Source organism: Shewanella inventionis (assembly GCF_019931735.1).
Lineage (GTDB): Bacteria > Pseudomonadota > Gammaproteobacteria > Enterobacterales > Shewanellaceae > Shewanella > Shewanella inventionis.
In genome coordinates this window covers 3,808,780-3,833,835 of sequence record NZ_CP082926.1, presented here as the reverse complement: position 1 = coordinate 3,833,835, position 25,056 = coordinate 3,808,780, and the positions used below count along the sequence as shown (strand labels likewise).

The following is a 25,056-nucleotide window of genomic DNA, read 5'->3' as shown; positions in this document are numbered from 1 at the left end:
ATAAGGTTATTTTACATTCTAGTATGAATTGTTTTTCTATTGCACTCCATAGGGGATTAACACCAATTGGACTAAATTATGTTAATCCTGAAAAGAAGCCAATAAAAAACGCACCATAAAGTGCGTTTTTCGGATTTTAATTTAGCAGTTAGTGGTTACAATTTTGCCGCATTCTTTAAGAATTCTACGATTTGATCGAATGGAATATCTTGTTTTTCACCGGTGCGGCGGTTTTTGTATTCAAATACGCCTGCATCGATATTGCGATCGCCTATGACCACAACATGCGGTAGACCGACTAATTCCATATCAGCAAACATTACACCTGGGCGCTCTTTACGATCGTCCATCAACACTTCAATACCAGCATCGGCTAAGTCTTGGTAAAGTTTCTCTGCAATATCTGCAACGCGATGAGATTTATGCATGTTCATCGGTAAGATACCGACGCTGAACGGTGCAATCGCTTCTGGCCAAATAATGCCACGATCATCATGGTTTTGTTCAATTGCGGCGGCCACAATTCGGCTTACACCCACGCCATAGCAGCCCATTAACAGTATTTGAGCTTTACCGTTTTCATCTAATACTGTGGCATTCATGGCTTTTGAATAGTTGGTACCAAGTTGGAAAATATGGCCAACTTCAATGCCACGTGCCATTGCATAAGTACCTAGACCATCAGGTGTTGGTTCGCCTTCAACAACATTACGGATATCTGCAGTTGTTGCAAGTGGTAAGTCACGTTCCCAGTTGATACCAAAATAATGCTTATCTTCAGTGTTGGCACCGGCAGCAAAATCACTTAAAACCGCGACGCTATAATCGATAACAATAGGCATTGTTAAGCCCACAGGGCCTAATGAACCTGGACCTGCACCAACAGCATCACGAATTTCTGCTTCAGAGGCAAATTCAAACGGAGAGGCAACAAGCTCGAGTTTATCGGCTTTGATCTCGTTAAGTTCATGATCGCCACGGATAACCAATGCAACTAATGGAGCTTCTTCGGTTGCGCCTTTCACAATCAATGTTTTAACAGTTTTGGTGATGTCTAGATTAAATTGTTCTACCAGTTCAGCAATGGTTTTGGCATTAGGTGTATCAACTAATGTCATTGCTTGAGTTGGTTCAAGGCGAGCTTGTGTAGGTATTGGCGACTCGGCTTTTTCAATGTTAGCGGCATAATCGCTACCAGTTGAGTAAGCAATAAGATCTTCACCGCTGTTAGCTAATACGTGGAATTCATGTGACATACTGCCACCAATTGAACCTGTATCGGCTAATACTGGGCGGAACTCTAAGCCCATACGCGTTAAGATGTTGCTATATGCGGTATGCATAGCATGGTATGTGCTATCCATAGTGTCTTGATCTAAATGAAAAGAGTAGGCATCTTTCATTAAAAATTCGCGTGCGCGCATTACGCCAAAACGAGGACGAACTTCGTCACGGAATTTAGTTTGTACTTGGTAAAGAGTCAGTGGTAATTGTTTGTATGAACTTAACTCTTTGCGTACTAAATCTGTGATCACTTCTTCATGGGTTGGCCCGAGCACGAAATCACGGTTGTGGCGGTCTTGGAAACGCAGTAATTCAGGGCCAAACTTTTCCCAACGGCCAGTTTCAACCCAAAGATCTGCTGGTTGTACTAAAGGCATTAGGATTTCGATAGCGCCTGTTTTGTTCATTTCTTCACGAACAATGGCTTCAACTTTACGAAGTACACGTAAACCTGAGGGTAACCAGCTGTATAGACCTGATGCGTTACGGCGGATCATACCCGCGCGAAGCATTAACTGATGACTAATCACCTCTGCATTTGCAGGGGTTTCTTTTTGTGTTGAAAGCAGGTACTTACTAACTCGCATTCCCAATGTCCAAAATAATTACTATGAATGTGCGTCATTTTAGCACCTGCATGAACGATGTCACCTGCTAATTCAACTCAAAATATGTCTTTATTGTGCTTTATTTGCTTAAGGTGATTATTTATCTCGTCTATCGCCAATCACTCGGGCTGGATTTCCTGCCACAATTGCATATTCGGCCACATCTTTGGTGACTATACTGCCCATACCTATTACTGCATGGTGACCAATTGTTACGCCATCGACAATTCCAGCCTGGGCACCAATCCAAACGTCGTTACCAATAACTACGCCTTTTGAGGTTGCTGCTTGTTGATAAATTGGCGTATTTGGTGCCATACCATGGTTAAAGGCATAGATGGTCACATTATTAGCGATACGCGTTTGATGGCCTATTTGTATTCCATTTCGTCCGCCATCAAGACTGCAACCGTGATTGATTGCGACTTCATTTCCCATTGTGATTGGGCCGTGCATAAACACATCGGCACTGATCATACATTGATTGCCGATAACGATATCACGTCCGGGTTCTGCAAATAATTGTGCTTGTGGTGCAATAAAACAATGTTCACCAATGTGAATGGTTTCAAGTTGTGTTAACTGCTGCTGTATGTCGTCTTGCCAAGGTTTAGCCCACAGCAAATGTTTTGGTTTAAGTGAAAAATATAGCCATGGCATCCAAGATAAACGTTTTTTATGCTGAGCTTGGTAGTTGAGATCTGCCATATTGTTAGTCCTTCAGTAGAAAGACTTTAGTGGGTTTAAGTTCTAGCACTTCAATTCCGTGAGAGGTGATATGCCAAAAAATATCTAAGTCGTATAAGGCTACTTGATACAATTTGGGATCGTCTTTGGCTTTTTTGTAAGCGGGGCGAGGGTCTTGGGATAGGACACCATTAATAAGCTCCATGAGATCCTGGTATTGCGCTTGTGTGCCATATTGTGCAATTTGGGTTTTAGCCAGTTCAGTGTAATGTACCGCGATGAGCTCTGGAGCTTGTTGGGCAATGCCACCTTTTGCATCAAGGATCGCATCTGAAAATGGAATATAAGGCTTAATATCAATGATAGGCGTGCCATCTAGTAAATCCATGCCAGATATGGCTAAACATACTTTGCCTTTACGATTGACTATGCCATGTAATTTGACAACGGATTGGCCGATACCGTTGGGCCTAAATGTTGAGCGAGTGGCAAATACGCCAAGCTTTTCATTTCCACCTAATCTTGGTGGGCGCACCGTGGTTTTCCAGCCTTGTGCTAAATTTTCATGAAAGCAAAACAGAAGCCATAAATGAGAATATTGCTCAATGCCTCGAATGGCGTCGATATGGTTAAACGCCGGTTCAAACTCAATATAGCCAGTGGCCTTAACTAGACCTGGTTGACGAGGAATGCCAAATTTCTGCTTATAGGGGGTTCTGCAAATGGCTACGGCATTAATTTGACTGCTAAACGAGCCAGTGTTGTTTGGTGTGTTTAAATGAATTTGAGTGGCATCTTGAGTCATGCAATACCTGAAATAAGCAAATAGTCGAATAAAGATAATAACTAACGTGATGACTCATTATTTGTGTGTTTCATCACGTTAGATTCAGTGCTGCGGTTAATATTGATTCTGTCACTTTAGCTTAGTTGGTATTAGTTGTTTTGATTGCTTGTCCTACACAAAATGCACGGCTATAACAGCTGTTATCCGCTTCGGTAATCATAAAGCAGCTTTTTACGACAAAACCATTTGCACCTAATTCAGCAGCGGCTTTTCTGGCATTGGTTCTTGCTTCTGCCATTTGGGGCGGCGTGTCTTTTTGGGTTTCTTGGCAGGCTTCGCCCTCGACTAAACCTAATACTTCAAATTGCCCTTTAGGTTGAACCTCCCCATCATATAAAACAACGTCACCTACTTTAAAGTATTCGTTTATTGCTTTACCGTCTAAATTACTTTTGAAAACATAATCACTTGCACACGCGCTCAATAAAAGTGCGGCACTAGAAAGAAACAATGCGTGTTTAACAGAAAAAATCATAGCCGTAGCCTTTAATTAATAAGTATGAGCCAACGGCTTAAGTTTACCCTGTCTTCTGGTGTTGATAAAGCAGTCAAATAAAAAGGACTTACCTAAGTAAGCCCTTTGTTATCGTTAATCAACAAATATGTTATTAAAAAATTATTCCATGCCAGGAATTAAGAACTCTTTAATGTCTTTACCGCTTTCAACTTGGTTTTTAAATACAGTAGGCATACGACCTTGACCCGTCCATTGGATTAACTCACCGTCAACCGTAATTTGATATTTAGGTGGACGTGGTGCGCGTTTGGCTTTAGCCGCTTTAGGTGCAGATGTTACGTCACCTAAATCTTCAATTGATAAACCACTGTTTTCGATTTGTGCGAGAATTTCCGCAATGCGAGCGTTACGCTCAGCATTGGCTTCAAGCTCTAATCTTTCTTCTTCTTCACGATCAGCAATAATTTTTTCTAACTTGGCGGCTGTGTCACGTAAATCATCAAGAGACAATTCTTTTACTGCTGCTTTAAAACGACGACCGTGGGTTAAAATATCTAAAAAGTCACTCATGTTGTTTAGTTTCCTAATGATTTATTATTAAAAATAAAAGATTTATTTAAGGTAATTTGTTCAACTTACAGGGTAAATTTCAGTATTGCATGTGGTTTATTTGGATTCTTTTTAATTATATTGATGAGAGTTAATCTCACAAGATGACCAATGCAAAATTAATAATACCGAATATAGTTACAATAATAGAAACTATTCAGTATAGGATCAAATTAAATTACCTTTAATACCCAATATTTTTAATTAAACTTAATATTTTATGCCCTTTTGTTTAAATGCCGTGTAGTTTGATTGCCACCTCGCGGATAAAAAAATCTAAACAAGCGTTTGACTTTGATTGACGTTAACGTTAACAGGACGTAAAGTAATCCCATCTTGCATTGGCAAACGCCAGTGTGTTGTCCACATACATTGAAGGTGTAAGAAGGAAAACCTATGAAAGTATTGGTGCCTGTTAAACGCGTAGTCGATGCCAATGTGAAAGTCAGGGTAAAAGCTGATAACACAAATGTTGATACGACAAACCTTAAAATGGCGTTAAACCCATTTTGTGAAATCGCAGTAGAAGAAGCGGTTCGATTAAAAGAAGCTGGCATAGCCACTGAAGTTGTTGTGGTGAGTGTGGGTGCCAAAGTAGTTCAAGAGCAGTTAAGAACGGCTATGGCTCTTGGTGCAGACAGAGCCATTCATATTGAAACTGATGAGGATTTAGTTCCTTTATCTATTGCCAAACTTTTAAAAGCGGTGCAAGAAAAAGAACAAGCACAGCTAATTATATTTGGTAAGCAATCAATTGATGGTGACAACAATCAAACAGGCCAAATGCTCGCGGCATTAACCGATATGCCACAGGCTACCTTTGCATCTGAAGTTAAACTTGATGGTGAGAAGGTGACTGTTACTCGCGAGATTGACGGAGGCTTACAAACCTTATCAATGCCGTTACCTGCTATTGTCACTGTTGACTTGCGTTTAAACGAGCCTCGTTACGCATCATTACCAAATATAATGAAAGCCAAACGTAAGCCGTTAGACACTTTAGCCGTTGCCGATCTTGGTGTGAGCTTAAAAGCTCATCAAACTGTGCTTAAAGTTACTCCGCCTGTGGATCGCAAAGCCGGTATTATGGTGTCTTCAGTTGAAGAGTTGGTTGAGAAGTTAAAAAACGAAGCGAAGGTGATCTAACATGGCCATTTTAGTATTAGCAGAACACGATAACGTCAGTTTAAAATCTGATACGGCCAAGGTTGTTAGCGCTGCGACGGCCATTGGTGGTGATATTCACTTACTTGTGGCGGGGGCTGATTGTGGCGCTGCGGTCACTGCTGCTCAAGCGCTTGCGGGTGTGAGTAAAGTATTGGTTGCTGATAGCGCTGAATATGGTGCTCAGCTTGCTGAAAACCTCTCTAAATTGGTGGTTGAGTTGGCGGCTGATTACGAGCACATTTTAGCCGCAGCATCGAGCATTGGTAAAGACACTTTGCCGCGTGTTGCAGCGTTATTAGATGTTGCGCAAATCTCTGAGGTTATTGATGTTGTTAGCAGCGATACTTTTGTTCGTCCTATTTATGCGGGTAATGCATTAGCGACAGTACAAAGTTTAGATGCTAAAAAAGTCATGACGGTACGTTCAAGTGCGTTTGACGCGGTTGCCTCAACAGGCAGCGCCGAAACAGTTAACCTTTCTCAGGTTATTACAGCTCGTACTGAGTTTGTATCACAAGCATTAACTGAATCTGCGCGTCCTGAATTAGGTAACGCTGGCATAATTGTTTCAGGCGGCCGTGGTATGGGCAGTGGTGAAAACTTTGCCATTCTTGAGCAGTTAGCTGACAAGTTAGGTGCTGCAGTGGGTGCTTCTCGTGCGGCAGTTGATGCAGGCTTTGTACCTAATGATTTACAAGTGGGTCAAACAGGTAAGATTGTGGCGCCTGATTTGTACATTGCTGTGGGTATTTCTGGTGCTATTCAACATCTTGCGGGCATGAAAGACTCTAAAGTGATTGTTGCTATTAACAAAGATCCTGAAGCACCGATATTCCAGGTCGCAGACTATGGTTTAGTCGCTGATTTATTTGAGGCGGTTCCGGCGTTAAATAATTTAGTTTAATCATATCGTTTGCTCATTTAAACAACTCATCTTTTGATGGGCTGTTTGAGATAATAAAAGGTTTCTACTTAACCGGTAGAAACCTTTTATATTGGGCGTTTTTTGCCTAAATTGCTTAGTTGTTGTTTTTTGTATTCAGTGTGTGCCGTGTTTATTTGATTCAAAAACGTTAATATAATGAAATGCAATTGTGGCTTTAGTTGTCATAATTGTTATTTGCACCGCCTTTTAGCGCTTATTGCTAGCGGACTACGTACCATTTATGATTGTATGTCGGCGCTATTTGTGAGGTGTCATTGGCAAGTAGTGAAAGTAGAGGTGCATTGTATAAGAGTAATGCTGGATTGGGTGATTCCAATAATTCAGCACCAAAGGATGCAATGCCGAAATAAATGAGTCTATCACCCTCATTTGTTGGGGCAGTTCTCGAAAGGGACTGCACTGTCATAGTGTTTTTTATCGTGATGATAAAAAATGATATTCATATTAAATGGGTATTGCTGTGGAGTGCTACTAGTTAAGTTCAAGCATACACTTTCTGTGTGTGTCCAGTCTTATTTCTAGTTTGCTCTATTCGTATCCAACGAAGAAATAATTAAATTATGATCATAAGTTATGCCGATTCGGCACTGTCAGTTTTGCCACCACTTGTGGCGATTACATTGGCCATTTTTACGCGTAAAGTGCTGCTATCTTTGGGCTTAGGTATTGTCTTAGGCGCGTTGTTGTTAACAGATTTTTCTGTTGTGGGTAGTGGTGAATATATCGCCAATACCGCAAGCCAACTTGTGTGGAAAGACGCTGCTCTGAACAGTTGGAATGTGTACATTCTGGGCTTTTTGATTGTCCTTGGGATGATCACAGCATTAATTACCGTCAGTGGTTCTGCAAGGGCATTTGCTGATTGGGCTAAATTGCGTATCCGTAATAAACGAGATGCTAAATTAATGACCATGTTTTTGGGTTGTGTGGTGTTTATTGATGATTATTTCAATAGCTTAGTTGTCGGCTCCATTTCGCGCCCTATTACTGACCGTTATCATATTTCGCGTGCTAAATTGGCCTATATTCTGGATTCGACAGCAGCGCCTGTGTGTGTGATTTCTCCAGTTTCGAGTTGGGGAGCTTACATTATTGCGTTAATTGGTGGCATTTTAACCGCTCATGGTTTTACCGATTCAGGCCATTTAAGCGTTTTTGTGCAAATGATCCCAATGAACTTTTATGCTCTGTTTTCTTTGTTGTTATTACTGTGCGTTGCAGCTTTTAGTTTAGATGTTGGCCCTATGCGCCAGCATGAATTAAATGCATTACGTGGTGAATTATTTGACGAGAATAAAGGTCAACCTCCTGGGGCTGTTGCTGACTTACCAGAGGCTGATACAGGCAAAGTACTAGGCTTATTTTTACCGATTGCCATTTTGGTATTTGCTACTGTGTATTTTATGGTTGCAAGCGGCGCTGATGCATTAGCTGCAAGTGACTTGCCGTTTAGTGTGTTAGGTGCTTTTGAAAACACCGATGTGAGTTCATCGCTTTTCTTTGGCTCGCTTGTCGGCTTTGTCGCTACAGTTGCGCTTGCTATATTTCAGAAAGTCGAACTTTCAATGCTATTTAAAGGGCTGGCCGTGGGTGCTCGCTCTATGTTACCTGCAATTTACATATTGCTATTTGCTTGGACCATTTCAAGTGTGATTGGTCAGCTTGAAACGGGTAAATATATGGCAAGTTTAGCCACAGACAATATCCCGTTTGCCTTGTTACCTGCCGTGTTGTTTTTATTAGCGGGAATTACAGCGTTTGCTACAGGCACAAGTTGGGGCACATTTGGCATTATGTTACCGATTGCAGCTGATATGGCTATGGGCAGTGACAGCAGCATGATGTTACCTATGTTGGCAGCGGTTTTGTCTGGTGCGGTGTTTGGCGATCATTGCTCGCCGATATCTGACACCACCATTTTGTCATCAACCGGTGCAAGTTGTCACCATATAGACCATGTTGTGACGCAATTACCTTATGCCTTGATAGCAGCTGCTATCAGTTTGGTTGGTTACAGCGTATTAGGGTTTACTGGCTCGCTAATGGCAGGATTAATCTGTTGTAGTGTATTGTTTGTGTTCAGCATTGTGATGTTACACTTTTGGGCTAAAAAATAAACGTTGAGCTTAGCTTTAAGCTGCTTAGTCGTTGTGCTTAACGTTTAAAAATGCCGTGTTCGTAACGAATACGGCATTTTTGTTTGTTGTTGCGATGTTAATAAAGGTAATATGACAGCCTATCTATCATTAACGATTAGGACGCTTAATTTTGGCGCAACTGTATTTTTATTATTCGGCAATGAACGCCGGTAAATCAACTTCATTGCTGCAGTCTTCTTATAATTACCGCGAACGTGGCATGCACACTTTGGTGATGACCGCATCGATAGATAATCGTTATGGCGTAGGTAAAGTGTCGTCGCGTATTGGTATTGAAACAGATGCGCAGGTTTTTAAAGATGACGATAATTTAATCGAATTAATTTCCGCGTCGAACAACGAGCAAAAAATCCATTGCGTACTGGTCGATGAAAGCCAATTTTTGAGTAAAGAACAAGTACGTCAGTTAACTCATGTGGTCGATAATATGGATATTCCCGTGTTGTGCTATGGCCTTCGTAACGACTTCCAAGGTGAGCTATTTCCTGGCAGCCATTATTTATTGGCTTGGGCTGACAAGTTGGTTGAGCTAAAAACGATTTGTCATTGTGGCCGTAAAGCCAACATGGTGGTAAGGCTGGACCATGAAGGCAAACCGATGCGAGAAGGTGAGCAGGTCGCCATTGGTGGCAACGAAAGTTACGAGTCAGTGTGTCGTAAGCATTTTAGAGAGTTTTTGTGGGATTAGGCCAACCTAAGCTGATTGAATAAAAAAAAGCCGCGTCATGTGAAATGACGCGGCTTTTTTGTTTGCATTTACCGATTAAAAATCAGCGTCTGCGAAATCAACAATATCAGCACTGCTAGATTCAATCTGTTTGCGTAAGCTGCGTGTTTGGATGCCCCAATAACTCATAAAGAACTGTGCTGTTTTAAGTTTAGCCTGGTAAAAGCCAGTTTCTTCGGTTCCGGCTTCTAATGCGGCTAATGACGTTGCTGCAACGCGTGTCCACATCCAAGCTAGTGCGGTAATGCCAAATAACTGCATATAGGCCATTGATGCAGCACCAATGAGATCTGGATTTTTACTGGCAGCTTGAACAATAAAGCCGGTGGCTTTTTCAAGATCGCCCGCCGCATCCATTAACCCCGCTAAATAAGGTTTCATCGCATCATTAGTTGCATGTTGCTCGATTAATGCTTTCACCATGCCAGACCATAGCGTTAATGCAGCGCCTTTGTCTGCCAGTAATTTACGGCCAACTAAATCAAGTGCTTGCACACCGTTAGTGCCTTCGTAAATCATCGCAATACGGATATCACGGACAAATTGCTCCATGCCCCATTCGTTAATATAACCATGGCCACCGTATACTTGCTGTGCATCGACACAAGCTTTAAAGCCTTGATCTGTAACAAATCCTTTAACGATTGGCGTAAACAGTGCAGCTAACGCCGAGGCCTGTTTGGCTTTTACAGGGTCGGTATGGCGCTCAGCTTCATCAAGCCATAATGCTTGTTGGCCCATTAGTGCGCGGGTACCCTCGTTAAACGATTTTTGTGACAACAACATACGGCGAACATCACCATGCACTAATAATGAGTCAGCAGCTTGCTCAGGCTGTTTTACACCGCTTAATGCACGGCCTTGAATGCGCTCTTTGGCATAGACTAATGCGTTTTGGTATGCAATATCAGACACACCTAAGCCTTGAATACCGACACCTAAACGAGCCTGGTTCATCATAGTGAACATGGCTTTTAAGCCTTGATGTGGGGCGCCAACTAATTCGCCAATGGCACCGTCAAAATGCATTACGCAGGTTGAGTTACCGTGTATGCCCATCTTATGCTCAAGGCCGGTCGCACCAAGTGTATTGGCTTCACCCAAACTGCCGTCAGCATTAACTAAAAACTTAGGTACAGCAAACAACGAAATGCCTTTAACCCCTTCAGGTGCGTCTGGTAAGCGTGCCAGTACCAGGTGAATGATGTTTTCAGCAAGATCGTGATCGCCAGATGAAATAAAGATTTTTTCACCACTGATGGCATACAGATCATCACCCGCAGGAACGGCTTTAGTGCGCAGTAATGCCAGGTCTGTTCCTGCATGCGATTCAGTTAAGTTCATGGTGCCTGTCCATTCGCCACTGACTAATTTCGCTAAATATTTTTGTTTTAGTGCATCGCTGCCATGTACATGAATGGCTGAGTAGGCGCCATGGGTAAGCCCTGGGTACATGGCAAACGCCATGTTGGTTGCCGTTTTCATTTCGGTAGCAAACGTGCCAATCACTTCTGGTAAACCTTGGCCGCCGTACTCTGGGTCGCATGTTAATGTGGCCCAACCATCTTCAACATATTGTTTGTATGCTTGCTTAAACCCTGTTGGGGTAATGACTTTGCCGTCAACCAGTTTACAGCCTTCTAAATCGCCGCTGGCATTAAGTGGTAACATGATGTCGGTAGTAAAGTCTGCTACACCTTGTAAGATTGCATCGGTGAGATCTGCGTCTATTTCATCAAAACCGCGTAGATCAGTTTGCTGATAAATGCTGAGTAATTCTGACAAAATGAATTGATAGTCGCGAAGAGGGGCTTGATAAATTGGCATAAAGTCTTTCCTTGGTTACTGTGTATTTCAATATTTCAACAAAGGCGGTAAACCATCATTTTTAATACTGGTCCAATCTCTTTGGCTTGTGTTATCTAACATAACCAATTTCGAGTAAAAACTCAGCATTATTTTTACGTAAGCGTAAACTTTTTCGAATATTGGATGTATTGTTAAATTTACTTTGGCGCATATGCTGTATGAATGTTGTTCGATACGGAGGTTTATGCCTAAACGATCATTATTTGCTTGGCTTGGGTAGTCTGTAAATTGTGTTCAATTGCCACCTTCTTAAGGTCGTTGTGACTGTTTTTTTTGAACTGTTAGGCATAAATGAACGGGTTAATCAGCAATAGCGATATTAAAATACGCTTGCTATTTCGTCACTGAGATTGATTTTTTTCCATTGTTAATTTTAAGATTAACGGCCCAATCAGTGTTGTCAGAGCAATAACCATAACAAGTATGGCAAATTCTTTGGCTTGTATTACTCCAAGCTGACGACCCATTTCAGCAAACACTAAGCCGACTTCACCCCGTGGCACCATTGCCGAGCCTACAATGAGTTTTTCTTGCCATTTAGAGCTTGCGGTGAGCCCCGCTAAAAACTTGCTGACAACAGCAATAAAACTTAGCCATGCCAGTAATATTAAGCCTGTAAAGCTCACATCAAGTTGGCTTAAGTCTAAACTGATGCCAACGTACACGAAAAAGACTGGACTAAATAATTGGACTAACGGTTTTGCTGCTCCTTCTAGTTGGTTGGTGTAAGTAAAAGGGTTCTTTAAATAACGATTAAAGGGAGATGTAAAGTGTTTCGACAAGCCCATTCCGACTGCAAATCCACCTAAAATGGCAGGTGTACCAAACAAGTGTGCTAACCATGCAAATAACAAAATCATGGTCATGACAACAAACACTTCATACCCTGGAATACGCGCTTTTAGGTGAAGCCAACGAGTAAGATAAATAATGGCTCTGATGAGCGGCGGGCTAAAGATAATAAAGCAGGCGATCATGATAAATAACATCAATGTTGAACTAAGTGCTAATTCACCCGATGAGGCAAAATTAAACAGTATGCTTAACAACATTACGCCAACAATATCGTCTATTACCGCAGCACCTAGGATAATTTGCCCTGCGTGACTCTGAGTTTGGTTATTGAGTGCTAAAACGCGAATTGAAATGCCTATGCTGGTGGCAGTTAATGCGCAGCCAAAAAATAATGCAGTAAAAGGAGACAGTGATAACCAGTACAAACTCGCCAACCCCGTGGTCATTAATGGAATGACAACTCCTAGCAAGGCAACGCGAATAGCTTGGTTACCTGAATGAGCAAGGCGTTTGATTGATGTTTCACAACCAATATCAAATAACAATAAGATAACACCGAGTTCTGCGATGATGGCCAAAGTGCTGTGTGGTAACACCCAATTAAGCAGTGACGGACCAATGATTATTCCCGCAGTGACTTCTCCCACCACGCTAGGAAACCCCAACCTGTCACTTAATTCTCCTAATAACCTTCCGGCAATGAGAATAAGAAACAGTGACACGACAAAGCTGTCTATTGCCATCTCATTTTCCTTAAGTTGGGCAATATGTATTTGATTGTTTTGATCTAATAAACTTGATGTTGATCAATTTTTATACCGATATTTATGCACAAACTTACGCTATTAGCTAAGCTAAAGATAGTTGCTAGCTCACGTTTTTAGAGAATGTGTTATGGGGTAGCTGTTAGGTAATTACTGCGTTTTTAATGACGTGACAACATGATGATATTAGCTTTAGTCAATGTGTTTTAAGTGGCTTTGGATCGTTAACACGTCTCATAAAGGAGATATAAATGAACAAAATGTTTGTTATTGCTCAAATGGAAAATGCCCACACAGATGCCATTGCTCATGGATTAGTGTTAGCGAAACAATTAAATAAACAAGTTGAAGTGTTTGCTTATACTTATGCTTATTTAAGTGGTGCCGACCGAGACAACCCAAGGTTAGCGGGCGTGGCGCAAAAAGCCTTGATGACTCAACGCGAAATACAATTACAAGCTCATTTAGATAGCCTCGATGCTGAAGATGTGCCATTACATGTGATTTGGAGTAAATACCTTTTTGAACATGCTTGCAGCCATGCTCAGCGTCATGGTTTTGATTTGATGGTTAAAGCGGTGCACCATGCAGAGCATTATTTACCGACCGACTGGCAGCTTATTCGCCATACAACAGTGCCCTTGTTGTTGCTTACTAACAATCCGCTTAATAACGGCAACACGACGTTAATTTCAATTGACCTTGGCACCAGTAACCCTGCAAAACAGCGCCTTAATGATGCCGTTATTGCCCATGGTAAGCAGTTTGCTAAAGCAACGGGGACAAAGCTACATGTGGCTTATGTGCTCAGAATTCCGCAAATTGTGCGCGATATGGATATACTTGATATCAATGCCCTAGTGAAAAAGGCTTATGCGGAACATAAACAAAAAATTGCCGAGATAGGTGTTGATGCCGATTGCATGCATATCATTACCGGTGAGCCTGAATTGTGTTTATTTGAATTAGCCTGCCGCTTAAAAAGCCAATACTTTGTGGTCGGTGCAAGGCAGCGCCAAGGCTTGTTAGGGCGAATTATTGGTAATACTGCAGAAGCCATTTTAAGCCGGATGCGCAGTAATGTTTTGGTTATCCCAACAGAAGAATAACACTCATAAAGCCAGTAACAAAAAGCCCGGTAAAAACCGGGCTTTATTGATCGTGATAAGCAAATTTTAAAACGTCATTTCGGGTACATGATCTGGTACCACTAGCTTACCGGCTGTTTTTGTGACGATCTCTTCAACAGATACGCCAGGTGCGCGCTCTAAAAGATGGAATGCGCCGTCTTTAATTTCCATAAAGGCTAAATCGGTCATTACGCGCTTAATGCAACCATAACCGGTTAATGGCAGTTCACATTTGGGCAGTAATTTTGAATTACCATGCTTGTCTGCATGCATCATGGTAACAATGATGTTGTCAGCCCCTGCCACTAAATCCATTGCGCCGCCCATGCCTTTAATGAGCTTACCCGGGATCATCCACGAGGCGATAGAGCCGTTAACATCGACTTCAAATGCGCCGAGTACAGTTAAGTCTACGTGGCCGCCACGGATCATCGCAAAGCTTTCTGCTGATGAAAAGAATGATGCGCCAGGTACTGCTGTAACGGTTTGTTTGCCGGCGTTGATAAGGTCTGCATCAATGTTTTCTTCAGTCGGGAACTCGCCCATACCGAGTAAACCGTTTTCAGATTGCAGCATCACTTGCATGCCTTGTGGAATATAGTTGGCCACAAGGGTTGGGATACCAATACCAAGGTTTACGTAAAAACCGTCTTGTAATTCTTTTGCTACGCGCTGGGCGAGTTGTTCTCTGGTCAATGCCATGGTGTTGCCTCCCTTATTTCGCAGCTTTAACGGTGCGTTGCTCGATACGTTTTTCAAAGCTTGCTTTGATAACGCGATCAACATAAATACCCTGTGTGTGGATGTGGTCTGGGTCGAGCTCGCCTGGCTCAACAATCTCTTCAGCCTCTACCACGGTAATTTTGCCTGCGGTGGCCATCATTGGGTTGAAGTTAGCGGCGGTTTTTCGAAACACCAAATTACCCATGGTGTCGGCTTTCCAGGCGCGGACTAAAGCAAAGTCTGCCGTTAATGATTCTTCTAATACGTAATGACGACCTTTAATTTCACGGGTTTCTTTGCCGTCAGCAATAGGGGTACCGTAACCTGTCGCGGTAAAAAAGGCTGGAATACCAGCACCGCCAGCGCGAATTTTTTCAGCCAACGTACCTTGTGGTGTGAGTATGACATTAAGTTCACCAGACAACATTTGTTGCTCAAAGGTGGCGTTTTCGCCAACATAAGAGGCTATCATGGTCGAAATTTGATGTTGTTTAAGCAATAAACCTAAACCAAAATCATCTACACCTGCATTGTTTGAAATGGCTGTTAAGCCTTTTACACCCAATTTTACCATGTGGTTAATTAAGCCTTCAGGAATACCACATAAACCAAATCCGCCGACCATAATGGTCATGTCGTCACTCAGTCCTGCTAGCGCTTCGTCATAGCTGTGGACGACTTTATTGAATCCTGCCATCTTGTTGTCCTTATTGTTATGTTCACAAGGGGGAGTGTTTTGCCTCACCCCTGTGAGTATATGTGATTATGTTCTGATTGCATTTGCCACTTTAGACCCATTAGCGCGCCCCAACACGCGGCTAATGGTGTCGCCTGCAAACGCAAGCTTTGTGAGGTCAATACCGGTATCAATGCCCATACCATGGAGCATGTAAACTAAATCTTCTGTGGCAAGATTGCCTGACGCACCTTTGGCATAGGGGCAGCCGCCTAAGCCTGCAACCGAGGTATCAAACACGCTGACACCGGTTTCAAGGCAGACAAGTATGTTGGCTAACGCTTGGCCGTAGGTGTCGTGAAAATGCAAAGCTAACTTGTCTATGGGCACCACTTTAGCGACAGCTTCAATCATTTGCCGTGCTTTAGTGGGCGTACCCACACCGATGGTGTCGCCAAGTGATATTTCGTAACAACCCATTTTATAAAGGATCTCAGATACTCTGGCGACGTCACTTACTGCAATTTCGCCTTCATATGGGCAACCTAGCACACAAGACACATACCCGCGCACAGCAAGCCCATGTTGTTTGGCGGCTTCCATTAACGGAGCAAAGCGCTCGATTGACTCATCAATTGAGCAGTTAATATTTTTCTGGCTAAAACTCTCTGATGCGGCGCCAAAAATGGCCACTTCATCGGCGCCAGCCGCTAATGCCAGTTCAAACCCTTTTAGGTTAGGGGTTAAGGCACTGTAAACCACACCCGCTTGGCGTTTAAGTTGCTGCAGTACCTCATGGGAGTCTGCCATCTGTGGCACCCATTTAGGTGACACAAAGCTGCCCGCTTCAATACGTTTAACACCTGCATCACCAAGTTGTGTGATTAGCGTGAGTTTATCGGCTGTAGTCACCGGCACTTCGTTTTGTAGGCCGTCACGGGCGCCGACTTCAAAAATGCTGACTTTTGTCGGTAACATTTATGCTTCCTCGACGTTAGCTTCACTGGTTAATGGTTCAACGTTTAGCAGTTGTGCCCCGTCACTGACAAGCTCACCGCTTTGGAAATAAAACTCGCTGACCACACCGTCAAATGGCGCTTCTATGGTGTATTCCATTTTCATGGCTTCCATCACTAATAAGCCTTGGCCAGCTTTAACTTGCTCGCCAACTTCAACTAAATGGGTTACCACTGTGCCGTTCATTGGTGCTTTAAGCTTATCTGCATGGTTTACCACCTCTTCAGCCACTTGAGCCAATATGGCTTTAAAGTGATAGCTGCCAGAAGGTAAAAATAGCGTAAAGTCGTCACCTTGGTGGCTCACAGGTACTTTGCTTTTGTGGCCATTAATTTCGGCTAAAAGTAAGTCTGCTTTGAGATCACCCGCTAGGTTTAGCACTTGCTCATGTAAGCATAATTGGTATTGCTCACCCACGGCGGTAATAACGAGATCGTGCTGTTGAGTGGCCGTTGCGGTATCAGTTAACAGTGACACATGGTGTACGCTTGAACTATTGAGTCTAAAGCCGCTCACGAGGCCCCAAGGTGAATATGGGTCGGCGCTATTTATGGCCAATGTTTTGGCCGCTTGTTTGCGAGACAGCACTTGATACAGTCCTGCTAGTGCTAACGCGGTATCGGCTTCAATGGCGGCATCACCAATTAAGGTGTCGCCATATCGTTCAATAAAGTCGGTGCAGAAATCGGCAGCTGCAAAGGCTGGGTGCTCGGCAATATTGGCTAAAAACTCGATGTTATGTTTAAGGCCACTGATTTGGTATGACTCAAGCGCATGCACTAAACGTTGCAGGGCGCGAGGGCGCGACTCATCCCATACTATTAGTTTGGCAATCATGGGGTCATAAAAGTTACTGATAACATCGTTTTCACGAATGCCTGAATCTATGCGTACGTGACGATTTTGCTCTGGTTCACGCAAAAAGTTTAGCTTACCGCTGGCGGGTAAAAATTCGTTTTGCGGATCTTCAGCGTAAATGCGTACTTCAAATGAATGCCCATGGATACGCACTTCATCCTGGCGTAGCGGCAATTCGCCACCACTTGCGACCACTAACTGCCATTTTACTAAGTCTTGACCAGTTACCATTTCGGTTACAGGGTGTTCGACCTGTAATCGGGTATTCATTTCCATAAAGTAAAAGCTGTTGTCGGTATCCAGTAAAAACTCAACCGTGCCTGCGCCAACATAATCAATGGCTTTAGCTGCTGCTACTGCGGCATTACCCATTTGGGCACGCAGTTCGTCTGATAAACCGGGTGCTGGCGCTTCTTCAACCACTTTTTGATGGCGACGTTGAATAGAGCAGTCACGGTCAGATAAATAAATGGCATTGCCATGGGTGTCGGCAAATATTTGTAATTCGACATGGCGCGGTTGGCGTAAGTAGCGCTCCATGAGTAGCTTGTCATTACCAAATGACGAGATGGCTTCACGGCGTGCAGACTTAATGGCTTCAAGTATTTCGCCTTCGTTTTCAACGATACGCATCCCTTTGCCACCGCCGCCGTAAGCCGCTTTAATTAACAAAGGAAAACCAACGGCTTTTGCTTCGGCAATTAAGGTTGCATCGGTTTGATCGTCGCCGTGATAGCCAGGCACCAGGGGGACATTGGCTTTTGACATGATCTTTTTGGCGGCACTTTTACTGCCCATGGCATCAATGGCATCGCTACCTGGGCCAACAAAGGCAATACCATTTTGCTCACATTTGCGGGCGAATTCGGCATTTTCTGACAAAAAACCATAACCTGGGTGAATAGCTTCTGCGCCCGATTTTTTAGCTATTTCAATAATCAAGTCAGCTTTTAGGTATGAGTCAGCAGGGGCGCTGCCGCCTAGGTAATATGACTCATCAGCCATGGCGACATGACGGGCATCTTTGTCGGCATCAGAATAAAGGGCGATGGTGCGTACGCCCATGGTTTGCGCGGTTTTAATAATACGGCACGCAATTTCACCACGGTTAGCAATCAGTAATTTGGTAAACATTATTGGGCTCCTTGTGGATCAGATTTAGCGGTTTGCCATGCTGGCGGTCGTTTTTCAAAGAAGGCATTAAGGCCTTCTTGACCTTCATCTGATACACGAATACGAGCAATTTGCTCGCTGGTAAAGTTGAGCGTTTCGTGGTCAATTACGCCGTTTTCTAAATACGCCACAAGATTTTTTGCCCATGCCATGCCTTGAGGGCTGTTGGCATTCAATGCAGCAATAAAAGGCGCTGCCGCGGCATCGAGGTCGTCGTTAATGTCGTGAATGACTTGATGGGTTAAGGCAACATCAGCACTAAAACGTTCTGCGGTTAGCATAAAGCGGCGTGATTGACGATTACCCATGGCACGCACCACATAAGGGCTTATTACAGCTGGGATCAGTCCGAGTTTTACTTCACTTAAGCAAAAACTGGCGCGAGTGGTGGCAATGGCAATATCGCAGCAGCAAATTAAGCCTAATGCACCACCAAACGCGGCACCTTGCACAAGGGCGATGGTCGGTTTGGGAAACTTGTCTAACACATGCATCAGCTTGGCAAGCTCATGGGCATCAGTCAGATTTTGCTCAAAGTCCATTTGGGCTTGTTTGCGCATCCAATTAAGATCGGCGCCTGCACTGAAGTTTTTACCATTGGCGCGCAATATCAACATGGTGCATTGACTGTTTTTGGCAAAGTGTTCGATAGCTTGGATCATCTCGCTGATCATCACTTCATCAAAGGCATTGTGCACTTCAACGCGATTTAAAATAAGCTCTGCCACCCCTTGTTCAAGGCGGCATTCAATAAATTTATATTGGTTTGATAACATGATTTATGACTCCTTATTTGTTGAATTAACCGCACAATTACATGCGGAACACCCCAAAGTGGGTGTCTTCAATAGGAGCATTTAATGCTGCCGATAAGGCTAGGCCGACCACGTCACGGGTTTGCGCTGGATCAATAATGCCGTCGTCCCATAAGCGGGCGCTGGCATGGTATGGATGGCCTTCTTTTTCGTATTGCTCAACAATGGGTTTACGGAAGGTTTGCTCATCTTCTGCAGACCATTCAACGCCTTTGCGCGCTAAACCATCGCGGCGCACTGTGGCTAATACACCCGCGGCCTGCTCACCACCCATGACCGAAATACGCGCATTAGGCCACATCCACATCATGGTGGGTTCAAACGCGCGGCCGCACATGCCGTAGTTGCCTGCGCCATAACTGCCGCCAATAATCACGGTAAACTTAGGTACTTTAGCGCAAGACACCGCAGTCACCATTTTGGCGCCATGTTTAGCAATGCCTTCGTGTTCGTACTTTTTACCCACCATAAAGCCGGTGATATTTTGTAAAAACAGTAATGGAATTTTACGTTGGCAACACAGTTCAATAAAGTGAGCGCCTTTTTGCGCCGACTCAGAAAATAAAATACCGTTATTGGCCACAATGCCGACGGGGTAGCCATGAATGCGAGCAAAACCACACACGAGCGTTGCGCCATAGTTGGCTTTAAATTCATCAAAGTCAGAGTCATCTACCACACGGGCAATGACTTCTTTTACATCAAACGGCTTTTTAAGATCGGTACCGACAATGCCATACAACTCATGGATGTCGAATTTTGGTGGTTTAACTGGGCTTAATAAGCTTTTGATTTCTTTTTGATGATTTAAGCGCAGTACTGCACGGCGAGCAAGCTCAAGGGCGTGTTCATCATTTTGGGCTAAATGATCGGCAACGCCGGATATTTTTGTGTGTACTTCTGCGCCGCCCAGCTCTTCTGCACTGACTTCTTCACCCGTTGCGGCTTTGACAAGCGGTGGGCCAGCTAAAAAGATAGTGCCTTGCTCTTTGACGATAATCGACTCATCGGCCATGGCAGGTACATAAGCACCGCCTGCGGTACACAAGCCCATGACGACGGCAATTTGTGGAATACCTTTGGCTGACATTTGCGCTTGGTTATAGAAAATACGCCCGAAATGATCGCGGTCTGGAAACACTTCATCTTGGCGGGGTAAATTCGCGCCGCCTGAGTCAACCAAATAGATACACGGCAAGTGGCAACGGCTGGCAATGTCTTGCGCCCGTAAATGCTTTTTAACCGTAATTGGGTAGTAGGTGCCGCCTTTGACTGTGGCGTCGTTGGCGATAATCATGCACTCAACACCACTGACGCGGCCGATACCGGCAATTACACCCGCTGCGGGGACTTCTTCGTCATAAACTTCAAATGCGGCAAATTGTGATATTTCTAAAAAGGGTGAGCCCGGGTCGAGCAGCTTTTCAACGCGCTGGCGCGGCAATAACTTACCACGAGACAAATGGCGCTCAAGTGCGACAGGGCCGCCACCTTGTTCGATTTTTTTGAGTTTTTGTTGAAGATCGTCGACAAGTAAGGTCATGCTGTCTGACTTGGCTTTAAATTCGTCACTGCGAGGATTGATACGGCTGCTCAGTTGCGTCATTTTTATATCCTTAATGAAGCAAAAAATAGGGGCTTAATTAAGGCGACATAACATGTTTGTTATGTCGCCTTTATACTGAAATGCTGGTTACTTTGACTCGTTAAACAATTCGCGGCCAATGAGCATACGGCGAATTTCAGAGGTGCCAGCACCAATTTCGTAAAGCTTAGCATCGCGTAATAAACGGCCAGTTGCGTATTCATTAACATAGCCATTGCCGCCCAGTAATTGGATAGCATCTAAGGCCATTTTAGTCGCCAGTTCGGCGCTGTATAAAATGGCGCCAGCAGCATCTTTACGGGTGGTTTCACCGCGATCGCAAGATTTTGCCACGCTGTAAACATAAGCACGGGCAGCGTTCATGCCTGTGTACATATCAGCTAATTTTCCTTGCACTAACTGGAACTGGCCAATGGATTGCCCAAACTGTTCGCGCTCGTGAATATAAGGTACAACGATGTCCATGCAAGCAGACATAATACCTAATGGGCCACCAGACAACACAACGCGCTCATAATCTAGCCCGCTCATTAGCACTTTAACGCCATTGTTGAGGCCGCCTAAGATGTTTTCTTCTGGCACTTCACAGTCTTCAAATACTAACTCGCAGGTATTTGAGCCGCGCATCCCGAGTTTGTCGAGTTTTTGTGCCTGGCTAAATCCTTTAAATCCGCGTTCGACAATAAACGCCGTAATACCATGAGGGCCTTTTTCAAGATCGGTTTTGGCGTAAATCACATAGGTGTGTGCATCTGGACCATTGGTGATCCACATTTTATTGCCGTTAAGAATGTAGCGGTCGCCTTCTTTACGGGCTTGCAATTTCATCGATACAACGTCTGAACCCGCATTAGGCTCGCTCATGGCCAATGCACCAATGTGTTCACCACTCACAAGCTTAGGCAGGTATTTTGCCTTTTGCGCGTCATTACCATTGCGGTTAATTTGGTTAACACATAGGTTTGAGTGCGCGCCGTAACTTAATCCAATAGACGCTGATGCGCGTGAGATTTCCTCCATTGCGACCACATGAGCAAGGTAGCCCATGTTAGCACCACCATATTGCTCATCGACGGTGACGCCAAGTAACCCCATATCGCCAAGCACTGGCCATAATTGATTAGGGAAGGCGTTATCGAGGTCGACTTGGGCGGCAATCGGGGCGATTTCGTTGGCGGCAAAACCACGAACTGCATCACGTAACATGTCAACATCTTCACCTAAACCAAAGTTTAGGCTGGTATATAAGTCGCTCATTTGCATGTGTCCTGTTGAATTTTTATTATTGTCTTGTAAAGCACTGACTACCAACGCTTATAGAGTTGCGTTTTGGGTAGCGGGTAAAACATTGGCCGAATTGAGTCAGCCATTCTTTGCTGTTATTTATTTCATCTTTTTGGCTGTGTTATCTGCTAATGCTGCTTTGCATTGCTGCTCTGCTGAGTTCAATTCCATCAATACCACTTTAATGTCGTCCATTTGTTGCTGTAGTGCGGTTTTTTTCTCGTTGACTAAATCAAGCATAGTTTGTAATTGAGTCGAACTGCTTTTATCTGCATCGTAAAGTTCAAATAATCGGCGTGTTTCTGCTAATGAAAACCCAAGTCGTTTTCCTCTAAGTATGAGTTTTAGACGTACTCGGTCTTTTAAACTGTATATACGAGTTTGACCACGACGCTTAGGTTTGATTAAGCCTTGGTCTTCGTAAAAACGAATGCTGCGGGTGGTGATATCAAATTCTTTTGATAAGTCACTGATTGAGTATGTGGATTGAGGGCTATGGATTGTGCTCATCATGTCACCAAAACTGTTTCTTTTGATGCAAGATATATGAAGTTTACGTAAAGGTAAAGTTTGTGGGGTTTATTTTGATTTTTTATCCTGCAAATACGTGTTAATTCTACTTGCCACGTTGCTAAGTATTATACATTAACCAATTGTTATATTTGATATTAATCTTTAGTAGTTAACGTCATTATAATATTAAACACTTGATTGAAATTAAAGATTTTTTTGTGCATTTGATGAATTGTTATCCCTTTGTCTAATAGGGCTATTTCATGAATTCTGCTCATAATCATTGTCATACACCCTGATTAATGGAGATCAATATGGCGGATTTAGGACTCTTAATGCATGAACAGTCGATAGCTGAGCCCGAAGTTTTCTGGCAAAAAGCGGCAAAGGCCATCAGTTGGGACATTGTACCTAATAAGGTATTAGATGATAGCAACAAGCCATTTTATCGATGGTTTGCTGATGGCAAAATGAACACCTGTTTTAATGCTGTCGATCGTCATGTACTCGCTGGTCGTGGTGAGCAAACTGCTATCCATTACATTAGTCCCGTGACTCAAAATGAATACGCGATTAGTTATCAATCAATGCTAGCGCAAGTCAAACGCCTTGCGGGGTTAATGGTGTCATTAGGTGTCACTAAAGGCGATCGTGTCGTCATTTACATGCCAATGGTCCCTGAAACCGCCTACGCAATGCTTGCCTGTGCGCGCATTGGCGCCATTCACTCTGTGGTGTTTGGTGGCTTTGCTGCCAATGAGTTGTCTACTCGTATTAATGATGCGAAACCCAAATTAATTTTATCTGCTTCATGTGGTATTGAGCCGTCGGGTGTCGTGCCTTATAAGCCTTTATTAGATAATGCTTTAGCACAGGCAACACACACAGTTGAACATTGTATCATTTTAAATCGCACTGAATATCAGGCTGAGCTAAACGCCCCGCGCGATCTTGATTGGTACAGTGCATTGGTTGATGCACAAGATGTTGACTGTGTCTCGTTAGATGCGACAGACCCTTTATATGTGTTGTATACCTCAGGTACAACTGGCCAACCTAAAGGGGTTGTTCGCGATAACGGTGGTCATGCTGTTGCGCTAGCCTGGTCTATGGAGCACATTTATGACACTGGTGTGGGTGATGTGTTTTGGGCTGCATCCGATGTAGGGTGGGTAGTTGGACATTCTTATATTGTGTACGGGCCATTGCTTGTGGGGGCGACCACAATTATGTATGAGGGTAAACCGATAGGCACTCCCGATGCAGGCGCTTTTTGGCGCATTATTGAACAAAAGCACGTTCGCAGCTTTTTTACTGCGCCAACGGCTATTCGTGCAATTAAACGTGAAGATCCAAACGGTGAATTTATTAAACAGTTTGACCTATCGTGCCTTAAACAAATGTATTTAGCTGGCGAGCGCTGCGATCCTGAAACGTTAAATTGGAGTCAGCAACAGTTAGGTAAGCCAGTGGTTGATCATTGGTGGCAAACAGAAACCGGTTGGCCAGTTGCAGCCAATTTAATGGGTACAGATCCAATCGCGATTAAACCTGGTTCCCCCGCACGAGCTGTACCAGGCTATCAAGTCGAGATATTAGATGCGATGGGCGAGCCTGTTGCGGCCAATGAAAGTGGTAATGTGGTGATTAAGCAGCCTTTGCCACCAGGCACGCTTACTACGCTGTGGCAAAATGACAAACGCTATATTGATAGTTATTTGTCTATGTACCCAGGTTATTATTTAACTGGAGATGCAGGTTACATTGATGAAGATGGCTATTTGTACATCATGAGCCGCATTGACGATATTATTAATGTCGCAGGGCATAGATTATCTACTGGGCGCTTTGAAGAGGTATTGTGTCAACATGAAGCCGTTGCTGAGGCCGCGGTTATTGGCGTGCAAGATAAGCTTAAAGGCCAGGTTCCGCTTGGATTAGTGGTGCTTAAAAATGGGGTGACGTTATCTGATGATGACTTGTATAAACAATTACTGGCGTTAGTGCGCCATGAAATTGGCCCTGTTGCTTCCTTTAGACTAGTGAGTGCAGTACAAAAATTACCAAAAACGCGTTCGGGCAAAATTTTGCGCGCAACCATGCGCAAAATCGCTGACAATCAAGATTACACCATGCCTGCGACCATTGAAGATCCAAACACCTTAGAAATTGTTCGTAACGCGTTGACAAAAATGGGTTATGCAAATGCACTCGCATCAGAGCACACTGGTGGTTAAATCATTTTGTAACACAAATAAATGCCTTAATTAAACTGAACTAAAACCATAAAAGCACAGTAGTTTTTATGGTTTTTTCTATTCTGACAATAGGTTACCTTTATA

General features: G+C 43.6%; 21 protein-coding genes and 1 riboswitch. Of the genes, 6 read left to right on the top strand and 15 right to left on the bottom strand.

The features are described from left to right. Positions 1-155: 155 nt before the first annotated feature. The 5 genes from K8B83_RS17120 to K8B83_RS17100 all read right to left on the bottom strand — a co-directional run bounded on the left by K8B83_RS17120 (position 156) and on the right by K8B83_RS17100 (position 4,453). A complete protein-coding gene (locus tag K8B83_RS17120; RefSeq protein ID WP_188736677.1) occupies positions 156-1,871 on the bottom strand; it encodes a proline--tRNA ligase in 1,716 nt (571 codons plus the stop codon). A gap of 117 nt (positions 1,872-1,988) precedes the next feature. After that, entirely contained in the window at positions 1,989-2,600 is a 612-nt protein-coding gene (locus K8B83_RS17115) for an acyltransferase (protein WP_188736675.1), read from the bottom strand. A gap of 4 nt (positions 2,601-2,604) precedes the next feature. Then, positions 2,605-3,384: a tRNA (N6-threonylcarbamoyladenosine(37)-N6)-methyltransferase TrmO gene (gene tsaA / locus K8B83_RS17110; protein WP_188736673.1), complete on the bottom strand. Its 780-nt coding sequence runs from the start codon at positions 3,382-3,384 to the stop codon at positions 2,605-2,607. Positions 3,385-3,505: 121 nt separating this feature from the next. Further along, on the bottom strand, positions 3,506-3,901 hold the full coding sequence (gene rcsF / locus K8B83_RS17105; protein ID WP_188736671.1) for an Rcs stress response system protein RcsF: 396 nt from the start codon (positions 3,899-3,901) through the stop codon (positions 3,506-3,508). A 141-nt stretch (positions 3,902-4,042) separates the two neighbouring features. Then, entirely contained in the window at positions 4,043-4,453 is a 411-nt protein-coding gene (locus K8B83_RS17100; RefSeq protein ID WP_188736669.1) for an H-NS histone family protein, read from the bottom strand. 435 nt (positions 4,454-4,888) lie between these two features. On the opposite strand from K8B83_RS17100, the gene K8B83_RS17095 reads away from it, so the two are divergent. The 4 genes from K8B83_RS17095 to K8B83_RS17080 all read left to right on the top strand — a co-directional run bounded on the left by K8B83_RS17095 (position 4,889) and on the right by K8B83_RS17080 (position 9,452). Beyond that, complete coding sequence (locus K8B83_RS17095) at positions 4,889-5,638, top strand: electron transfer flavoprotein subunit beta/FixA family protein (RefSeq protein WP_188736667.1); 750 nt, start codon at positions 4,889-4,891, stop codon at positions 5,636-5,638. A 1-nt stretch (position 5,639) separates the two neighbouring features. Further along, positions 5,640-6,563 (top strand): electron transfer flavoprotein subunit alpha/FixB family protein, encoded by a 924-nt coding sequence (locus K8B83_RS17090; RefSeq protein WP_188736665.1) that lies wholly within the window; start codon positions 5,640-5,642, stop codon positions 6,561-6,563. A gap of 305 nt (positions 6,564-6,868) precedes the next feature. Beyond that, positions 6,869-7,084, top strand: a riboswitch (Lysine riboswitch). Between the two features lie 81 nt (positions 7,085-7,165). Next, a complete protein-coding gene (locus K8B83_RS17085) occupies positions 7,166-8,722 on the top strand; it encodes a Na+/H+ antiporter NhaC family protein (protein WP_283104385.1) in 1,557 nt (518 codons plus the stop codon). 151 nt (positions 8,723-8,873) lie between these two features. Continuing rightward, positions 8,874-9,452, top strand: coding sequence for a thymidine kinase (locus K8B83_RS17080; protein ID WP_188736664.1), 579 nt, complete (start codon positions 8,874-8,876; stop codon positions 9,450-9,452). Between the two features lie 75 nt (positions 9,453-9,527). Here K8B83_RS17080 and K8B83_RS17075 read toward each other — a convergent pair whose 3' ends face one another. Next, positions 9,528-11,318, bottom strand: a complete 1,791-nt coding sequence (locus K8B83_RS17075) for an acyl-CoA dehydrogenase C-terminal domain-containing protein (RefSeq protein WP_188736662.1) — start codon at positions 11,316-11,318, stop codon at positions 9,528-9,530. A gap of 383 nt (positions 11,319-11,701) precedes the next feature. Next, a complete protein-coding gene (locus K8B83_RS17070) occupies positions 11,702-12,898 on the bottom strand; it encodes a cation:proton antiporter (protein ID WP_188736660.1) in 1,197 nt (398 codons plus the stop codon). A gap of 272 nt (positions 12,899-13,170) precedes the next feature. Between K8B83_RS17070 and K8B83_RS17065 the strand changes: the two genes are divergently transcribed. Continuing rightward, the gene (locus K8B83_RS17065) at positions 13,171-14,028 is read left to right on the top strand and encodes a universal stress protein (RefSeq protein WP_188736658.1); all 858 of its coding nucleotides are present in this window, start codon (positions 13,171-13,173) and stop codon (positions 14,026-14,028) included. Positions 14,029-14,094: 66 nt separating this feature from the next. Here K8B83_RS17065 and K8B83_RS17060 read toward each other — a convergent pair whose 3' ends face one another. The 8 genes from K8B83_RS17060 to K8B83_RS17025 all read right to left on the bottom strand — a co-directional run bounded on the left by K8B83_RS17060 (position 14,095) and on the right by K8B83_RS17025 (position 22,711). Further along, entirely contained in the window at positions 14,095-14,751 is a 657-nt protein-coding gene (locus tag K8B83_RS17060) for a 3-oxoacid CoA-transferase subunit B (RefSeq protein ID WP_188736656.1), read from the bottom strand. Between the two features lie 13 nt (positions 14,752-14,764). Then, the gene (locus K8B83_RS17055) at positions 14,765-15,469 is read right to left on the bottom strand and encodes a CoA transferase subunit A (RefSeq protein ID WP_188736654.1); all 705 of its coding nucleotides are present in this window, start codon (positions 15,467-15,469) and stop codon (positions 14,765-14,767) included. Positions 15,470-15,535: 66 nt separating this feature from the next. Continuing rightward, a complete protein-coding gene (locus K8B83_RS17050) occupies positions 15,536-16,426 on the bottom strand; it encodes a hydroxymethylglutaryl-CoA lyase (protein ID WP_188736652.1) in 891 nt (296 codons plus the stop codon). Then, complete coding sequence (locus K8B83_RS17045) at positions 16,427-18,457, bottom strand: acetyl/propionyl/methylcrotonyl-CoA carboxylase subunit alpha (RefSeq protein ID WP_188736650.1); 2,031 nt, start codon at positions 18,455-18,457, stop codon at positions 16,427-16,429. Beyond that, complete coding sequence (locus K8B83_RS17040; RefSeq protein ID WP_188736648.1) at positions 18,457-19,272, bottom strand: enoyl-CoA hydratase-related protein; 816 nt, start codon at positions 19,270-19,272, stop codon at positions 18,457-18,459. Before K8B83_RS17040 ends, K8B83_RS17045 begins: the two co-directional genes overlap by 1 nt. Positions 19,273-19,309: 37 nt before the next feature. Then, positions 19,310-20,917, bottom strand: a complete 1,608-nt coding sequence (locus K8B83_RS17035) for a carboxyl transferase domain-containing protein (RefSeq protein WP_223418410.1) — start codon at positions 20,915-20,917, stop codon at positions 19,310-19,312. A gap of 87 nt (positions 20,918-21,004) precedes the next feature. Beyond that, a complete protein-coding gene (locus tag K8B83_RS17030) occupies positions 21,005-22,174 on the bottom strand; it encodes an isovaleryl-CoA dehydrogenase (protein WP_223418408.1) in 1,170 nt (389 codons plus the stop codon). Positions 22,175-22,300: 126 nt separating this feature from the next. Beyond that, positions 22,301-22,711, bottom strand: a complete 411-nt coding sequence (locus K8B83_RS17025) for a MerR family transcriptional regulator (protein ID WP_188736810.1) — start codon at positions 22,709-22,711, stop codon at positions 22,301-22,303. A gap of 317 nt (positions 22,712-23,028) precedes the next feature. Here K8B83_RS17025 and K8B83_RS17020 point away from each other — a divergent pair, with 317 nt between their 5' ends. After that, positions 23,029-24,951 carry a propionyl-CoA synthetase gene (locus K8B83_RS17020; RefSeq protein WP_188736641.1) on the top strand — a complete coding sequence of 641 codons (1,923 nt, stop codon included), beginning with the start codon at positions 23,029-23,031 and terminating at the stop codon, positions 24,949-24,951. The last annotated feature ends 105 nt before the right edge of the window (positions 24,952-25,056 follow it).

Bases quoted from the DNA above. Each gene is read 5' to 3' on its own strand.
- K8B83_RS17115 (WP_188736675.1), bottom strand. From the start codon at position 2,600: ATGGCAGATCTCAACTACCAAGCTCAGCATAAAAAACGTTTATCTTGG.
- K8B83_RS17035 (WP_223418410.1), bottom strand. From the start codon at position 20,917: ATGACGCAACTGAGCAGCCGTATCAATCCTCGCAGTGACGAATTTAAA.
- K8B83_RS17045 (WP_188736650.1), bottom strand. From the start codon at position 18,457: ATGTTTACCAAATTACTGATTGCTAACCGTGGTGAAATTGCGTGCCGT.
- K8B83_RS17070 (WP_188736660.1), bottom strand. From the start codon at position 12,898: ATGGCAATAGACAGCTTTGTCGTGTCACTGTTTCTTATTCTCATTGCC.
- K8B83_RS17120 (WP_188736677.1), bottom strand. From the start codon at position 1,871: ATGCGAGTTAGTAAGTACCTGCTTTCAACACAAAAAGAAACCCCTGCA.
- rcsF (WP_188736671.1), bottom strand. From the start codon at position 3,901: ATGATTTTTTCTGTTAAACACGCATTGTTTCTTTCTAGTGCCGCACTT.
- K8B83_RS17060 (WP_188736656.1), bottom strand. From the start codon at position 14,751: ATGGCATTGACCAGAGAACAACTCGCCCAGCGCGTAGCAAAAGAATTA.
- K8B83_RS17020 (WP_188736641.1), top strand. From the start codon at position 23,029: ATGGCGGATTTAGGACTCTTAATGCATGAACAGTCGATAGCTGAGCCC.
- K8B83_RS17050 (WP_188736652.1), bottom strand. From the start codon at position 16,426: ATGTTACCGACAAAAGTCAGCATTTTTGAAGTCGGCGCCCGTGACGGC.
- K8B83_RS17065 (WP_188736658.1), top strand. From the start codon at position 13,171: ATGAACAAAATGTTTGTTATTGCTCAAATGGAAAATGCCCACACAGAT.
- K8B83_RS17030 (WP_223418408.1), bottom strand. From the start codon at position 22,174: ATGAGCGACTTATATACCAGCCTAAACTTTGGTTTAGGTGAAGATGTT.
- K8B83_RS17040 (WP_188736648.1), bottom strand. From the start codon at position 19,272: ATGTTATCAAACCAATATAAATTTATTGAATGCCGCCTTGAACAAGGG.
- K8B83_RS17075 (WP_188736662.1), bottom strand. From the start codon at position 11,318: ATGCCAATTTATCAAGCCCCTCTTCGCGACTATCAATTCATTTTGTCA.
- tsaA (WP_188736673.1), bottom strand. From the start codon at position 3,384: ATGACTCAAGATGCCACTCAAATTCATTTAAACACACCAAACAACACT.
- K8B83_RS17100 (WP_188736669.1), bottom strand. From the start codon at position 4,453: ATGAGTGACTTTTTAGATATTTTAACCCACGGTCGTCGTTTTAAAGCA.
- K8B83_RS17085 (WP_283104385.1), top strand. From the start codon at position 7,166: ATGATCATAAGTTATGCCGATTCGGCACTGTCAGTTTTGCCACCACTT.
- K8B83_RS17055 (WP_188736654.1), bottom strand. From the start codon at position 15,469: ATGGCAGGATTCAATAAAGTCGTCCACAGCTATGACGAAGCGCTAGCA.
- K8B83_RS17025 (WP_188736810.1), bottom strand. From the start codon at position 22,711: ATGAGCACAATCCATAGCCCTCAATCCACATACTCAATCAGTGACTTA.
- K8B83_RS17090 (WP_188736665.1), top strand. From the start codon at position 5,640: ATGGCCATTTTAGTATTAGCAGAACACGATAACGTCAGTTTAAAATCT.
- K8B83_RS17095 (WP_188736667.1), top strand. From the start codon at position 4,889: ATGAAAGTATTGGTGCCTGTTAAACGCGTAGTCGATGCCAATGTGAAA.